Origin of the sequence: Mesorhizobium sp. M7A.F.Ca.ET.027.02.1.1 (genome assembly GCF_004022985.1) — a bacterium.
Taxonomy (GTDB): Bacteria; Pseudomonadota; Alphaproteobacteria; order Rhizobiales; family Rhizobiaceae; genus Mesorhizobium.
In genome coordinates this window covers 1-13,968 of record NZ_RZOL01000146.1, presented here as the reverse complement: position 1 = coordinate 13,968, position 13,968 = coordinate 1, and the positions used below count along the sequence as shown (strand labels likewise).

14 protein-coding genes and 1 pseudogene are annotated in these 13,968 nt (G+C 62.6%); 6 read left to right on the top strand and 9 right to left on the bottom strand.

The genetic code is table 11. The features are described from left to right. Positions 1–58: 58 nt before the first annotated feature. Both EN749_RS17425 and EN749_RS17420 read right to left on the bottom strand, forming a co-directional pair. On the bottom strand, positions 59–853 hold the full coding sequence (locus EN749_RS17425; RefSeq protein WP_127328764.1) for a WecB/TagA/CpsF family glycosyltransferase: 795 nt from the start codon (positions 851–853) through the stop codon (positions 59–61). Then, positions 850–2,022 (bottom strand): glycosyltransferase family 4 protein, encoded by a 1,173-nt coding sequence (locus tag EN749_RS17420; RefSeq protein ID WP_128288363.1) that lies wholly within the window; start codon positions 2,020–2,022, stop codon positions 850–852. Before EN749_RS17420 ends, EN749_RS17425 begins: the two co-directional genes overlap by 4 nt. 172 nt (positions 2,023–2,194) lie before the next feature. Between EN749_RS17420 and EN749_RS17415 the strand changes: the two genes are divergently transcribed. Genes EN749_RS17415 through proC form a run of 3 tightly spaced genes read left to right on the top strand, consistent with a single transcriptional unit; the run spans position 2,195 to position 5,372 of the window. Continuing rightward, the gene (locus EN749_RS17415; RefSeq protein WP_128363600.1) at positions 2,195–3,193 is read left to right on the top strand and encodes a glycosyltransferase; all 999 of its coding nucleotides are present in this window, start codon (positions 2,195–2,197) and stop codon (positions 3,191–3,193) included. After that, positions 3,162–4,496, top strand: a complete 1,335-nt coding sequence (locus tag EN749_RS17410) for an O-antigen ligase (RefSeq protein ID WP_127396180.1) — start codon at positions 3,162–3,164, stop codon at positions 4,494–4,496. Before EN749_RS17415 ends, EN749_RS17410 begins: the two co-directional genes overlap by 32 nt. 60 nt (positions 4,497–4,556) lie before the next feature. Next, positions 4,557–5,372 (top strand): pyrroline-5-carboxylate reductase, encoded by an 816-nt coding sequence (proC, locus tag EN749_RS17405; protein ID WP_127396179.1) that lies wholly within the window; start codon positions 4,557–4,559, stop codon positions 5,370–5,372. A gap of 371 nt (positions 5,373–5,743) precedes the next feature. Here the strand turns inward: proC and EN749_RS17400 are convergent, their stop codons facing one another. Beyond that, a complete protein-coding gene (locus tag EN749_RS17400) occupies positions 5,744–5,998 on the bottom strand; it encodes a type II toxin-antitoxin system VapB family antitoxin (RefSeq protein ID WP_127321718.1) in 255 nt (84 codons plus the stop codon). A gap of 68 nt (positions 5,999–6,066) precedes the next feature. Then, entirely contained in the window at positions 6,067–7,380 is a 1,314-nt protein-coding gene (locus tag EN749_RS17395) for an NAD(P)H-dependent oxidoreductase (RefSeq protein WP_128363599.1), read from the bottom strand. A 339-nt stretch (positions 7,381–7,719) separates the two neighbouring features. Here EN749_RS17395 and EN749_RS17390 point away from each other — a divergent pair, with 339 nt between their 5' ends. The 3 genes from EN749_RS17390 (at position 7,720) to EN749_RS17380 (ending at position 9,967) form a co-directional block, all read left to right on the top strand. Beyond that, positions 7,720–9,126 carry a PTS transporter subunit IIC gene (locus EN749_RS17390; RefSeq protein ID WP_128363598.1) on the top strand — a complete coding sequence of 469 codons (1,407 nt, stop codon included), beginning with the start codon at positions 7,720–7,722 and terminating at the stop codon, positions 9,124–9,126. Positions 9,127–9,200: 74 nt separating this feature from the next. Beyond that, positions 9,201–9,662: a PTS sugar transporter subunit IIA gene (locus tag EN749_RS17385; protein ID WP_127397776.1), complete on the top strand. Its 462-nt coding sequence runs from the start codon at positions 9,201–9,203 to the stop codon at positions 9,660–9,662. Positions 9,663–9,679: 17 nt separating this feature from the next. Further along, positions 9,680–9,967: a PTS sugar transporter subunit IIB gene (locus EN749_RS17380; RefSeq protein ID WP_127397775.1), complete on the top strand. Its 288-nt coding sequence runs from the start codon at positions 9,680–9,682 to the stop codon at positions 9,965–9,967. 33 nt (positions 9,968–10,000) lie between these two features. On the opposite strand, the gene EN749_RS17375 is transcribed toward EN749_RS17380, so the two are convergent. From EN749_RS17375 to EN749_RS17355, 5 genes and pseudogenes are all read right to left on the bottom strand, one after another. Continuing rightward, positions 10,001–11,395, bottom strand: a complete 1,395-nt coding sequence (locus tag EN749_RS17375; RefSeq protein ID WP_128363597.1) for a multicopper oxidase family protein — start codon at positions 11,393–11,395, stop codon at positions 10,001–10,003. 170 nt (positions 11,396–11,565) lie between these two features. Then, on the bottom strand, positions 11,566–12,285 hold the full coding sequence (locus tag EN749_RS17370; protein ID WP_128363596.1) for a sulfite exporter TauE/SafE family protein: 720 nt from the start codon (positions 12,283–12,285) through the stop codon (positions 11,566–11,568). 109 nt (positions 12,286–12,394) lie between these two features. Continuing rightward, a pseudogene (locus tag EN749_RS17365) lies at positions 12,395–13,372 on the bottom strand (cation diffusion facilitator family transporter); the annotation flags it as partial. Continuing rightward, positions 13,369–13,632, bottom strand: coding sequence for a metal-sensing transcriptional repressor (locus tag EN749_RS17360; RefSeq protein ID WP_127397356.1), 264 nt, complete (start codon positions 13,630–13,632; stop codon positions 13,369–13,371). The gene EN749_RS17360 and the pseudogene EN749_RS17365, both read right to left, overlap by 4 nt. 84 nt (positions 13,633–13,716) lie before the next feature. Next, a partial coding sequence (locus EN749_RS17355; RefSeq protein WP_145990933.1) for a vitamin B12 dependent-methionine synthase activation domain-containing protein occupies positions 13,717–13,968 on the bottom strand: 252 nt, incomplete at its 5' end.

Below are 13,968 nucleotides of genomic sequence, written 5' to 3'. Positions count from 1 at the left end.
GTCGAGCCAGGCCCGCTGCGGCAGACACCGACGGCGGTGCCTGGCACGAACCTGCTGTTCACTTGACATCCTCCGCGGCTTCGGGCGCAAGCGAGAATTTCTGCCTGACGACGCGCAGCAGGAACAGTGGGTTGCCGACCACATAACGGCGCCACAGGCGGCTCGGTTCGACAGCCAACCGGAACAGCCATTCGAGCCGCAGCCGGCGCATCCACAAGGGCGCGCGGGGCACCGCGCCGCTCAGGAAATCAAGCAACGCGCCGACGGCGATCGGCAGCGTGCAGTGGCGCGCATCGATGTGGCGTTCGATCCACAATTCCTGGCGCGGCACGCCCATGGCGACGAGCAGCACGTCGGGCCGAAGCGCGGCGATCCGGTCGACGATTTCCTGCTCCTGCGAAGCAGGGAAATAGCCGTCATGGATCACCACGAATTTGTGCTGCACCGCCAAGGCGGCCAGCTTGACCGAAGCCGCTTCGGCATTGACACGCGTCGCGCCGAGCAGCCCAACGGTCAGCGGCGTCGTCGAGGCCTGCAGGAAGGCCGGGACGAAATCGGTGCCGTTGAGATTGTCGGGAAACGGCGCCCCGTAGAGGAGCCTCGCCGCCAGATCGATACCGATGCCGTCGGGCAGGATGAGGAAATCATCGAGTGCCCCGGCGAACACCGGGTCGGTATAGGCGATGTTGGCGTTGTGGGCGTTGAGGAAACTGACCTTGGTGAAGCGCCGCTCGGCAATCAACCGGTTCAGCAGGGCGATGGCATCGTTCCAGCGGACCGCAACCACCGGGATGCCAAGGATCGTCTTCAGCTTGTCGAGCCCGAACGCGGCGCGGGCGGAATGCATGTTCATGCAAACGCCTCCTGCCTGGCAGGCTCAAGCTTTTCGAGGCCGAGCCGGATGGCAGCGTCAAGCGCCTTGACCTGCGAGCCCCGGAACGCGCTGCCGTCGACGTCGCGGATGTCGGCGGCCGCAGCCTCGAGAGCCTTGGCGAAGACGACGGGATCGTCGGTGACGACGCAGTTGGCCGGACGGTGGTCGATGCCGCGCAGCGAACGGCTGGTGGCGACCGAAGGCAGGCCGAGTTCGAAGGTTTCGATGGTCTTCAACTGGACGCCGCTGCCCGCGGTGCTGATCAACGGGATGACGGCTGCACTGCGCACGAAAGCCTGCGCGTCGGGCACGCGGCCGACAAATTCAACACCGGGATGCTTGGACGCGACGCCCGAAGGCATGTGGCCGGCGATGCGGATGCGGAAATCGGGCCGCAGATGCGGCACGACCTTGCCCAGGAACCAGTCGAGGCCGATGCGGTTCGGCTGCCAGGTCCAGGTGCCGATCAGGGCGGCGTCGCAGTCGATGCGGCGCGGGCCTTTCAGGGTTGGCGCCAGGGCACCGGTCACCAGCGGCAGCACCGCCGAGCGGTTGTCGGAGGCGACACCTAGTGCGGCGCGGTCTTCCTCGGCCAGGGTGAAGACGAAGCGCGCCCGGCGGCAGAGACGCTCTTCGACGGCCTTGAGCAGCCTTGCCTCGCGGCGAAACAGCAGGCGCTGGAAGAGGCTGCCGGCGGCAGCGGCGTTCTCCCGCGCCGAAAGATGCTCGACATTGTGGGCAACGAAGATCGAAGGCCGCTCGGTGAACAGCTTTTCGAAGGCGCCGGCGAACTGCACGGAATTCAGCACGTAGCCGTCAACCGGTCCAGCTTGCTCGATGGCAGCGAGAACATCGCTGTCGGACACGGCGCGCAGCTTGACCGAGGCGAAGGTGAGGCCCGAAAGCAGCGCCTTGCCGACCCAGGCCAGCTTCTGCCGCGCGGAGGCATTGTCCGTGCGCACGTCGATGGCACCCAGCACCACGGTGTTTTCGGGGTCGGCCGCGGGTTTCCCCGGCCAGGTGAAGCCGATGACGGTTACGCGCGCGCCAGCGCGCCGCAAGGCGGCGATGATCGCAGCGTTGGCGATCTCGTAGCCAGAGGCGAGAGCGCCGTCGGGCACGATCGATGTGGCGAACAGCAGATGCATCTTACATATCCAGTGGTGTAGCCGGTAGCAAGGCGCGGTGAACCCTTGATTAAGCCAGCACATTCGACGGCCGAAAGCCTCTGCTTGCAGGCGTTCTCCGTGCAAGGTGATTAACGAAACCTTATCAACCGTGGTGCTACCAGAGCCCAACTCACCATGTGGCTGGACACGGATGATCCCTTTGCCATCGGACGGTTCGGTATCGGTCGCGGGACGCACGCCGCGGCTTGATGTCGAGGCCGTCGAAGCCGTCGTCACCTTGCCGACCTTCAAGCGTCCCGAGCAGGTGCTGGAAACGCTGGCGTCGCTGCGCGCGCAGCAAACCGGCAGGCGCTTTGCCGTGATCATCATGGAGAACGAAGCCGAGGCGCGGGCCGGCGCCAAGGCAGCGCTGCCGCTGTTCGAGCGCGGCGAGATGTCGGGCCTGGTGATCATCGCGCATGAGCGCGGCAATTGCAGCGCCTACAATGCCGGCTGGCAGACGGCCATCCTGCAATTCCCGAACTTCAGGCATCTGCTGGTCATCGACGATGACGAGATCGCCGATCCGCAGTGGCTGGAACGGATGTGCCGGGCTGCCGAAACGCTGGGCGCCGATATTGTCGGCGGCCCGCAGGTGCCCGTGTTTGCCGACCCCGCCCATGCGCGATGGGCCGAGCATCCGGTGTTCGCGCCGCCCTACCGGGAGACAAAGCGGGTGCCGGCGCTCTATTCGTCCGGCAATCTTCTGGTCGGGCGCAACGTGCTGATCGCCATGGGTCCACCCTTTCTCGATCTCAGATTCAACTTCATGGGCGGCGGCGATTCCGACTTTCTCAGCCGGTCGGCCCAAAAGGGCTTTGTTCTGGGCTGGTGCGCCGAGGCCAAGGTGCTGGAAACCGTTCCGGCGCGGCGTATCGAAGCCGACTGGATCCGTGCCCGCAGCCTGCGCAACGGCGTGATCTCGACACTGGTCGAAAAGAAGAAGCGCGCCGGCACGCCAATGGCCGGCGCCAAAGTGTTGCTGAAGAGCCTGGCACTGCTTGCCGCCTCGCCGTTTCGCGGCCTGATCCGGCTGGCGCGGACCGGATCGCCTGATATCGCCATCTACCCTGTCCATGTGGCGCTGGGCCGCGTGCTGGCCGAATTCGGATATGCCAATGAGCAATACCGCCAGCCTGAGAAAAACTGAGCGCGCGCCGCTCAGCGCCGCGTTCACGCGCGAAGGCGTGGCGACCGCCATTGCCGCGCTGCTGTTCACCGTCATCATGGTGTCCTTCCGGCCGTTCCAGCCGGGCGGCGCAGAACTCACCGGTCAAGGCGGCGACATCGTCAACCAGCTTGGCTTCGGTTCGCTCGGCGCCATGTCGATCTTCTCGCTGATGGCCTTTGCCGATCCGCGTGTGGTGCGCTCGCTGCTCAGCCCGTCCTGGATGCTGATGCTGGGCTTCTTTTTCCTCTCGGTGATCCTGTCGACCGATCCGCCTTCGGCCATGCGCGCCGCCTCCTTCACCCTGATCGGCATCCTGACAATGGCGACGATCCTGGTTCTGCCGCGCGACGCCGAAGCCTTCTCGAAGGTGATCATCTTCACCGCCGTCGTGGTCATGGGCCTTTCCTATCTCGGCCTCATCGTTTTTCCGCACGAGGCGATGCACACCGCCGACTCGCAGGAGCCTGAGCATGCCGGCCTGTGGCGCGGCGTGTTCACCCACAAGAACATCGCCGGGCCGATCATGGCCTGCCTCAGCTTCGCAGGCCTCTATCTCTACCGGCGCGGACAGCGCTATTGGGGCGCCGGGATCTTCTTGGCAGCGATGATCTTCATGCTGCACACCGGCTCCAAGACGACAGCCGGCCTGGTGCCGTTCTCGATCCTGATCGTCATGTTCCCGAGCCTGATCGGCATGCGGCTCGGCACGCCGATCCTGTTTGCGCTGGCGATCGTCGCGACAGCGGTCGGCACGCTGGGCATCGTATTCCTGCCGCCGATAAAACATCTCGCGGCGATCTATTTCCCGGACATGACCTATACGGGCCGCACGACGCTGTGGGAGTTCGCCGGCAGCATGCTCGCGAAGAAGCCATGGACCGGTTACGGCTATGAGAGCTTCTGGGGCACGCCCTTGCTGCTCAACCAGGACCAGCCCTTCGACCGGCCGTGGGACATCCGGACCATCGTGCACGGCCATGACGGCTACCTCGACATCGCCGTGCTGATGGGCATTCCGGCACTCTGCGTGGCGGTCTACACTTTCCTCATCGCGCCGCTGCGCGACTACATGCGCATTCCGTTGCGCAGGGAAAACATTTTTCTCGGTGACTTCTTCATGATGGTGGTGCTGTTCACGGCGCTGAACGCTTTTCTCGAAAGCTTCTTCTTCCATCGCGGCGACCCGGTCTGGCTGTTCTTCGTGCTCGGCGTGCTTGGCCTCCGGCAAGTCTCGCTGCGGCCGATGGCAGTGCGCGATCCCGATCGCGGCTCGCGATCCTGACAGGGCTTCCCCAGGGAAGCGCCAGCGTCTATGTGAAGGCCTTCCTTCGGAGGGCTTTTGATGACGATCAGGCTTGTTCTCGCCGGCTGCGGCAATATGGGTTACGCCATGCTCTCAGGCTGGCTGAAATCCGGTAAGCTTGCGCCATCGGCGGTTTTCGTGGTCGAGCCCAATGCCGATCTGCGCAATCGCGCGACCACGCTGGGCTGCGCGACATCAGCCGATGCCGGCAGCATCCCGGCCGATGCCGTGCCCGATCTCGTCGTCATCGCGGTGAAGCCGCAGGTGATCCGCGATGTCACCTCCGCCTACAAGCGTTTCGGCGATGGCCGCACCACCTTCGTCAGCATCGCCGCCGGCACGCCGGCCAGCACCTTCGAGGAAATCCTCGGCAACCGCGCGCCGATCGTGCGCTGCATGCCCAACACACCCGCGGCAATCGGCAAGGGCATGATGGTGGTGTTCTCCAACAAGCTCGTGTCGGATGACACCAAGCGTTTCGTCGCCGATCTTTTGTCGGCGAGCGGCGAAGTGGCCACCATCGACGATGAGGGCCTGATGGATGCGGTGACCGCCGTCTCCGGATCTGGGCCGGCCTACATCTTCCATTTCATCGAAGCGCTGACCGTGGCCGCCGAGAAGGCCGGGCTGCCAACGGCGACCGCCAAGCTGCTCGCCATGCAGACCGTCTATGGCGCCGCCTCGCTCGCGGCCGAAAGCGGCGAGGAACCGGGCGTGCTGCGCCAGCAGGTCACCAGCCCCAACGGCACGACGGCCGCGGCGCTGGCCGTGCTGATGGGCGAGCACCGGCTGACCAATCTGCTGACGCAGGCGGTGGAGGCAGCGCGGCTCAGGTCTGTCGAACTGGGGAAGTAATCGTCAACTCCTCCGCTGCCGAAGTTTTGATGGGTCGGACGTGCTTGCGTTGATGGCTTGGCGGAAATGCACATCGCTTCGTCATCCTGGGGCGAAGCAAGGAGCGCAGCGACGCGGCGCAGACCCCAGGATCCATGCCGCGACTTCAAAGCGCTGCTGCGGTGCAGAATTCTGCTCCGCTGCATTCCTCGACCAAGATCACGGCATGGATCCTCGGGTCTCCCCGACGTCGCTTCGCTCCTGCTCCGCCCGTGGATGACGAAGTTGGAAAGGCTCCGGTCAATCCCGAATGTCTACGATCATCCATCGAAACGAACGACGAAATCCGAGCTGCCAGCAGGCCTTCCAACGTGACAACCCCTGTGCACCTGTCAGGCGTCATTCTGGCCGCCACCCCACATGGCATCGATCTCATTCTTGCTCACGACCCGGCCAGCCTTGCCCGCTTTGGACCTCAAATCATCGGCGATTGCAGCCAGCCGTTCCGCCAGAGGCATACGGGCGTTTTCCCGCTTCAGTTCACTTTCAAGCGCTTCGATAACCGCTCTGGTCATGGAAACCTTGCGCTTGGCGGCAAGCTGGCGAGCCAGTTCGCGGGCAAGCGGATTCCTGATTCGAAGGTTCATGTGGACCGACCTTGGCGACATGTGCCCCACAATCTATCATTTGTCGTAGCAGCGCCAGCGTGGTCCTTTCAGGCCCCGTACAGCATCTCATCCTGCAGCCGGCGCAAGGCGAACAGCCTTGTCGTCTGGTCGGGTGCCGCATTGTCTGACGTCAGCAACTCGCCTTTCCTGACCGGCTTCAGCACCTTGCCGCCCTCGAGCAGGCCGACCGGCACGGCGCGCTGGGCGCGGGCTTCGCCGACGGTCATCGTCCAGGAGCGGTAACAGGTCTCGCCGATCGCATCGAAGGTCTCGCCGGCGGCGAGATCCCGCTTGGCGACCGCACAGACTTCGGCAACAGGTCGCGGCAGCGGCACCATGTCGGGCTTGCCGAAAAGCATGATGCGGGCGGCGGTCAGCGGCACTTCCAGCGAGGTCAGATGGTAGGGTCGGAACAGGCTGTAGTAAGGGCCGTGGCCGATATGCAGATCGTCCATGCGCTCGATGATGCGCGGATGCGTCGCCTCGACGATGACGAAGACGCCGGGCGCGACGCCTTTGCCAATCGTGTAGTCGACGACGCCTTTCTTCAACAGCAGACCGCCGTCCTCGCGCGGGATCAGCACCTTGGCGAGGTCGTCGCGATCGGCCTTGGGGCCGTGCATGCCGGGCACATCGGGCACCAGCCCGGTGGCGTTGGCGATGGCGCACATCTCGACCATGGTCTTGGAACCGTCGACGAACTCGACGAGCATGCGCGGGTTCATGTTGCGGCGGATGGCTTCGGCGCGATAATCGTCCGGGACGGCATTGTGGTTGAGCGGGTTGTTCTTGCCCTTACCGGCCGAGACGATGGTCAGCCCGAGCGCCGACGCGAATTCGATCAGTTCCATGCAGCTCGACGGTTCGTCGCCCGCACCGACCGAATAGACGACGCCAAGCCGGTCGGCCTGCTGTTTCAGATAGCAGCCGATGGTGACGTCGGCCTCGACGTTCATCATCACCAGATGCTTGCCGTGCTCCATCGCCATGAGGTCGAAATCGGCGGCGACACCCGGCTTGCCAGTGGCGTCGATGACGACGTCGATCAACGGATTGGTGACCAGCATCTCGTTCGAAGTGATGGCGATCTTGCCGCTCTCGATGGCTCCGGTGACTTTCGACGCGGTGTCGGCTTCGACGGCCATGGCTTCGTCGCCATAGGCGATACGGATGGCATCGCGCGCGGTGTGCGGGCGGCGCGTCGAGACGGCGCAGATCGAAATGCCTGGCATCAGCATGCCTTGGGTGACCAGATCGGTGCCCATTTCGCCCGAGCCGATGACACCGATGCGCACCTGGCGGCCTTCGGCGGCACGCCTGGCGAGATCGCGGGCAAGGCCGGTCAGGGCGACGTTGGTCATGCAAGAATGTCCACAGCTTCGTGATTTGGGACCGGATAGCAGGGAACGGGTTCTATTTGCCAACGAAACCCGGTCGCGACCGGCAATTTCCCACGAAATCGTCTCGGAAGGGACGTCCTTCGGGGCTCGATTGGCCGAAGCGCAACCAATTGACAATGCAGCGGACAACCCCAATAAAACATTCGTTTGTCAACAAAGGCAAATGTTCACCGACGCGACAGTCGGAAAGCATTCGCCTCTGGGCAAATTGGGGAGTGTCTTTGCGCCAGAGCGTCAAAGGCTCGATGGAGCATCATTGCGAGGCGTCGAGCGAAGGCTCGCGGCTCCAGGGGAGGAAAAATGGATACTGTTCTCGCGGGCCTAAAAGGGGCCATCGATACGCTTGGCCCGACGATCCTGCTGCCAATTGTCATTTTCATCATCGCCGTGGTTCTGGGAGCCAAGGTCAGCAAGGCTTTTCGCGCCGCCGTCACCATCGGCGTCGCCTTCATCGGCATCAATCTGGTGCTTGGCCTCATGTTCACGTCGATTGGCGACGTTGCCAAGGCCATCGTCACCAACACCGGCATTCATCGCGACATCATCGATGTCGGCTGGCCCTCCGCGGCCGCGATCGCCTTCGGCTCGTCGGTCGGCCTTTGGGTCATTCCGGTCGGCATCCTCGTCAACATCCTGCTGTTGCTGACACGCATGACGCGCACGCTCAATGTCGACGTCTGGAATTTCTGGCACTTCGCCTTTGTCGGCTCGCTGGTGGTCGCCGCAACCGACAATCTGGCCTATGGCATCGCGGTCGCAGCACTTGTCGCAGCACTCTCGCTGCTGTTCGCCGACTGGTCGGCGCGCGCGGTGCAGCAGTTCTACGGCGTGCCCGGCATTTCCGTGCCGCATCTCGCCTCGGCGCAGATCCTGCCGATCGCCATTGTGCTCAACTGGATCATGGACCGCATTCCCGGGATCAACCGCATCAACATCAACACCGACACCATCGAGCGCAGGTTCGGCGTGTTCGGCGAACCTGTCGTGATGGGCCTCATCATCGGCCTCGTGCTTGGTGCGATCGCCTTCTACAATGCGGGTGATCTCAGCGTGGTGCTGGCAAAGGTCCTGGGCACCGGCATGACGCTGGCCGCGGTGATGCTGCTGCTGCCGCGCATGGTCAAGATCCTGATGGAGGGGCTGATCCCCGTCTCCGACGCGGCACAGGCGTTCGTGCGCAAGCGCACCGGTGACCGAGAGCTTCTCGTTGGTCTCGATTCGGCGATCCTGATCGGCCATCCGGCCGCGATCTCGTCGTCGCTGATCCTGGTGCCGATCGCGATCATTCTGTCCATCATCCTGCCGGGCAACCGCGTCATCCTGTTCGCCGACCTCGCGGTCATCCCCTTCATCGTCGCCATGACCGCGCCGCTGGTCAAAGGCAACGTGTTCCGCATGGTGGTGATCGGCACGGTGACGCTGGCCATCGGCTTCTACGTCGCCAACGCGCTGGCGCCGCTGTTCACCAGCGCAGCAGTCTCGTCGGGCTTCAAGCTGCCGGCGGACGCACTACAGATCACCTCGGTGGTCGACGGCTTCCTGTGGGTGCCTTACGTGGTCATCGAGGCTATCCAGGGGATGGGGCTTGTCGGCATCATCGTGATCGCGGTGGTCATCGCGGCATTGTTTGTCCTCTACCGCCGCAATCCGCTCGGCTGGGAGCGGGCCGCGGGCGCCGAGGACGAGCCGGCCGAAGAGACGGCCTGAACCTGATAGCGTCCACCCTTTAAACCGATCGTGCGCCCTTCCCGGGGCGCACGATTTCATAGACGGAGCAAAGAATGTCCGACGGACTCATGCAGCTTCTGGACCCTGACGCGATCGTGCTCGGATCCGATGCCTCGACCAATGAGGAGATCATCCGCATTCTGGCGGGCCGGCTGGAGAGACTTGGCTATGTCAAAAACAGCTATGCCGACGCGGTCGTGCGCCGCGAATTGGCCATCCCGACCGGACTGCCGCTGGAACGCTCCGATAATGTCGCGGTGCCGCACACCGATCCGGAGCATGTGCTGAAGCCTGGCATCGCGATGGGCACATTGAAGCAACCAGTGACCTTCGCCAACATGGAGGATCCCGACGAGATGCTGCCGGTCGGCTTCGTCTTCCTGCTTGCCATCAACGACAAGGACAAGCAGATTGAGGCGCTGCAGGCCGTCATGGCCACCATCCAGAACCCGCAAGCCTTGGATGATTTGAGGTCGGCCAGAACCCTCGAAGACGTGCGAGCCGTACTCGGCTGAAACAAGGAGAAGCAGAGATGTCCAGACAGAAAACCATTCTCTTTGCCTGCGGCACGGGCATCGCCACCTCGACCGCGGTCAATGTCGCCGTCACCGAGGAAATGAAGAAACGCGGCCTCACCTTCAATGCCCAGCAGGCAAAGGCCACCGAAGTGGCCGGACTGGCCGACAATGTCGACTTCATCGTCGCAACCACCCCGATCTCCGCTTCGGTCACCAAGCCGGTGATCAAGGGCCTCGCCTTCCTCACCGGCATCGGCAAGGACAAGGTGCTCGACGAGATCGAGGCGCAGTTGCGCAAATGACGGCACAGACGCTACGCGCAGGCTGACGCGGCTTCACACCACCCTGACGTAGCTCGTCATTCCCGATTTCTGGTGCTCGATGATGTGGCAGTGCAGCAGCCAATCGCCGGGATTGTCGGCGACGAAGCCGAGCTGAACCTTCTCGTTGGGCTGAATGAGATAGGTGTCGGAAATCACAGGCTGAACCTGGCGCGTCGAGGATGACAGCACTTTGAAGCTCATACCGTGCAGATGCATCGGATGGGATTGCGGCGTCAGGTTCTCCATGTCGATGACGTAGCTTTGGCCAAGCTTCAATTCGGCCAGCGGCGCGGTCGGATCCTTGGTGTCACCAGGCCACGGCACTTTGTTGAGAGCCCAGAAACTATAGCCAAGCGAACCGCAGATGCCATCGCTCGGGACGTTTTCCGCCGTGGCGCTCAGTGCCAGGGAAATATGCCTGGCACTGGCGAGATCCACTTCCGCCACCGGATTGAGCTCCAGCGGAGCAACATCGCGAATGTCCCGTTTGAGGGATTTTCCTGTCGCGCGCAGGGTTGCCAGGATTTTTGGCTTGGTGCCCCTGACGTCCCTCAAGCTGACGATCGCGCCTTCCTCGTCGGGCATGCGTATCGCCAGCTCCATGCGCTGGCCGGGTCCAAGCAGCAAGGCATCGGGCGAAAAACGCTCAGGCACCGGATTGCCGTCGAGCGCCATGACACTCGCCTGCGCACCGTCGACGCGAAAAGCGTAGATACGCGTCACGTCGGTGATGGCGACGCGCAGCCGCGCCAGTCCGCCGGCCGGCGCATCATATTGCGGCTGGTCGAGCCAATTGGCGGTGCGCACCGTGCCGTAAGTGCCGGTTCTCGCGGCATCGCGCGGCCGGAATTGGTCGATGAACTGGCCGTCGTCACCGAGGCGCCAGTCGCGCAAATTGAGGACGATTTCGGCATCGAATTTCGGATCGTTGGGATTCTCGACCACGATCACGCCGGTCAGGCCATGGCCCATCTGCTCCAGCGTGTTGCAATGCGGGTGGTACCAGAAGGTGCCGGCGTCGGGCGGCGTGAAGGCGTAGTCGAAATGATCGCCGGTGTAGACGTAGGGCTGGACCAGAAACGGCACGCCGTCCATCTTGTTGGGAACGCGAATACCGTGCCAGTGGATCGTCGTCGGATCGTCGATCGCGTTGACAAGGCGTGCAGCGAAGGGCTCGCCCTTTTTTATTCTGAGCACGGGCGGCATCCCGGCGTTGCCATAGGTCAGCACATCCCTGGTCTGGCTGACATCCATCAGCTTCGCCCGGATCTTTGCCGTCTGCAAAACCACCGGCTCAGGCGTCGCGGCGGCCCAGCCACCAAGCCGGCCCATCGCCGAAAGCCCGATCCCGCCCGCGCCGGCAACCGCAGCCGTCTTCAAAAGCCTGCGGCGTGTGAGTAAGGTCATTCGGCGCTCCAACTGTAAAGACGGCTGCCCTGGATTTATCGATGTGTTGGATTATCGGCCAGCCACCAGCGCAGATGCCGGTATTGGCACATCGTGTCCCGACGATGTCATGGCGACAAGATGACGTTCGCTTGCGCTGTTTTCGACAGGCTGGTGAGAACTCATCGAGATCAGACAGCCGAAGATGAGATTTGCCAGACGGCTATGCAAGCGAGCGCAAAGCCAGCCACCCCTTCAATCGTACGTGAGATGACATCGAACAGGCGCGGACGGCTGTCGAAAAAGTGCACCAGTCGCTCTTTGAACAGGATTGAAGCGATCGCCACACAAGACAAGGTCAGTGCCACACCCAGCATCATGGTGATCGCGAACAGAATACCGGCGCCCGGTACGCCTCTGGAAATCGCGAACGTCATGACAAAGAGGGTCAGCGGGCAGGGTATCAAACCGGCCATGACACCAACAGCCTCGCCCTCATGCTTGTGATGCCGGCCATGGTTCAATGCGCGCCATATCATCCAGACGCCGATCAGCCCGAGCAGGCCGCGACTGATGTTCTCGAGGAGTGGCGCGCGCCCAACACTACTCAACGCGATCGAGACAAGCGGCAGCGAAAGCACGGCGATCAGAACCGCGATTGCCACGTGAGTGAAGGACAGAGTAACCGACACCAAGAGGCCGCGCGAAACCTTCGCATCGGAGCCGGCAAGGTAGGTCGCCAAAATAGCTTTGCTGTGACCGGGCGTCAAAGCATGTGCGGCTCCAAACAAGACCCCCATTGGCAGGAAGGCCAGGAACGCCAGCCAATCGCCTCCAGCCGAGAGCAGTTTTATCTGGTCGGCGAACGCCAGATATATGGTGCGTTGAAACTCAACAAGCGTCTGGAACATCAGTCGAGGTTAGCCGACGCCGGTGGTTTTTTCGCGACCCTCAATGGTGGTGGCCGTGGTGTTCACCGTGATCATGCCCGTGAGGATGCGGATCGTCGTGTTGTTCATTTGCGGTGGCCAACCGAATGTTGGCAGCTGCAAGAGCCGGCATGTGCTCGAACAGTTCATCTTCCAAAGCGGCCGTTATCTTCCTGGCCTCGGAAACAGGCAAAGCTTCGTCGACCGAGATGGCAATGTCTGCGTGCAGCTTGTGGCCAATCCAACGAGCTTTCGCCTCGACAATCTGCGCGCCTGGCACATGCTCGGCGGCATGCCGGATTTCGCCCATGACGCCGGGTTCGACACCGTCAAGCATGCGAGTAAGCACCGAGCGTGCCGATTGCCAAACGATGCCGAAGATCGCAGCGGTGATGAGCAGGCCAATAATCGGGTCGGCCAAGGGAAAGCCGAGCCAAACGCCCAGCGCACCGATGACAACGGCAAGGCTGGTGAGACCGTCGGTGCGGGCGTGGTAGCCGTCTGCGACGAGCGCCGCGCTGTTGATCTCCCGACCGACCCGGATCCGGAACACGGCAACCACTTCATTGCCAAGAAACCCGACAATGCCGGCCGCCGTCAGCCAACCCAGATGGGTAACCAACTGGGGGTTTATCAGACGGTCGATGGCCTGATAGCCAGCGACGATGGCGCTAAACAAAATGATCAGGACAATGATGATCCCTGCCAGATCTTCGACGCGGCCCAAACCATAGGTAAAGGTCTGCGACGGCTTGCGGCGCGCCAGCATGAATGCGATCCACAGTGGAATGGCGGTCGTGGCGTCTCCGATGTTGTGGATCGTGTCGGCCAGCAGCGCCACGCTGCCAGACAGCATCACAACAACAACCTGCAGCGCCGCTGTAACCGCCAGTATGACGAATGACCATTTGATGGCCCAGATGCCACGGTCAGTTGTGGCGATGGTCGCATCGATGACGCCGTGGGAATGACCATGCGGCCCTGTGCCATGACCGTGATCAGCGTGCGTGGCATGGCCGCTTGGTCCGAACCCAAACCAGTCAAGGATGCGTGCGCCCGTATGGTTCATAGATATTTCGCCAACTGCTTGAGTTCCGCCAGAGAGCTGCCGCTCGGTTCAGCGCTGTCGGTCAGGCAATGCTCGATGTGATCGTGGATCAGCTCGCGTTTCGCGCTGCTGATGGCGCTTTCGACCGCGTATAGTTGCTGCGCAAGATCAACGCAGGGGCGTTCCGCTTCGAACATGGCAATGACGGAAGCTAGGTGCCCTTGCGCGCGTTTCAGCCGCTTTAAAATGGCAGGGTGGGATGTGTGAATACCTTCGGACATACCGCCCGACTATCCCCCCTGGGAGGATAGAGTCAAGAGATCAACGACGACCGTCAGAGCGAAATGATGATAGCGTTCGCGTCGCTATTCAGCCGCCTCGGCATAGTGTGCCGGCACGTAGTTGAGGATGGGGCCAAGCCAGCGCTCTACCTCGGCCAGCGGCATCGCCTTGCGGCGTGCATAGTCCTCGACCTGGTCGCGTTCGACCTTGGCGACGCCGAAATAATAGCTTTCTGGATGCGCCAGATAGATGCCTGATACCGAGGAACCCGGCCACATTGCATAGCTTTCGGTCAGGCTCACGCCTGCACTGCGCTCACCGTCGAGCAGCCGGCA

What these genes read in the sequence shown, in the direction of transcription:
- EN749_RS17425 (WP_127328764.1), bottom strand. Translation starts at nt 853, where the DNA reads ATGAACATGCATTCCGCCCGCGCCGCGTTCGGGCTCGACAAGCTGAAG.
- EN749_RS17420 (WP_128288363.1), bottom strand. Translation starts at nt 2,022, where the DNA reads ATGCATCTGCTGTTCGCCACATCGATCGTGCCCGACGGCGCTCTCGCC.
- EN749_RS17415 (WP_128363600.1), top strand. Translation starts at nt 2,195, where the DNA reads ATGATCCCTTTGCCATCGGACGGTTCGGTATCGGTCGCGGGACGCACG.
- EN749_RS17410 (WP_127396180.1), top strand. Translation starts at nt 3,162, where the DNA reads ATGAGCAATACCGCCAGCCTGAGAAAAACTGAGCGCGCGCCGCTCAGC.
- proC (WP_127396179.1), top strand. Translation starts at nt 4,557, where the DNA reads ATGACGATCAGGCTTGTTCTCGCCGGCTGCGGCAATATGGGTTACGCC.
- EN749_RS17400 (WP_127321718.1), bottom strand. Translation starts at nt 5,998, where the DNA reads ATGAACCTTCGAATCAGGAATCCGCTTGCCCGCGAACTGGCTCGCCAG.
- EN749_RS17395 (WP_128363599.1), bottom strand. Translation starts at nt 7,380, where the DNA reads ATGACCAACGTCGCCCTGACCGGCCTTGCCCGCGATCTCGCCAGGCGT.
- EN749_RS17390 (WP_128363598.1), top strand. Translation starts at nt 7,720, where the DNA reads ATGGATACTGTTCTCGCGGGCCTAAAAGGGGCCATCGATACGCTTGGC.
- EN749_RS17385 (WP_127397776.1), top strand. Translation starts at nt 9,201, where the DNA reads ATGTCCGACGGACTCATGCAGCTTCTGGACCCTGACGCGATCGTGCTC.
- EN749_RS17380 (WP_127397775.1), top strand. Translation starts at nt 9,680, where the DNA reads ATGTCCAGACAGAAAACCATTCTCTTTGCCTGCGGCACGGGCATCGCC.
- EN749_RS17375 (WP_128363597.1), bottom strand. Translation starts at nt 11,395, where the DNA reads ATGACCTTACTCACACGCCGCAGGCTTTTGAAGACGGCTGCGGTTGCC.
- EN749_RS17370 (WP_128363596.1), bottom strand. Translation starts at nt 12,285, where the DNA reads ATGTTCCAGACGCTTGTTGAGTTTCAACGCACCATATATCTGGCGTTC.
- EN749_RS17360 (WP_127397356.1), bottom strand. Translation starts at nt 13,632, where the DNA reads ATGTCCGAAGGTATTCACACATCCCACCCTGCCATTTTAAAGCGGCTG.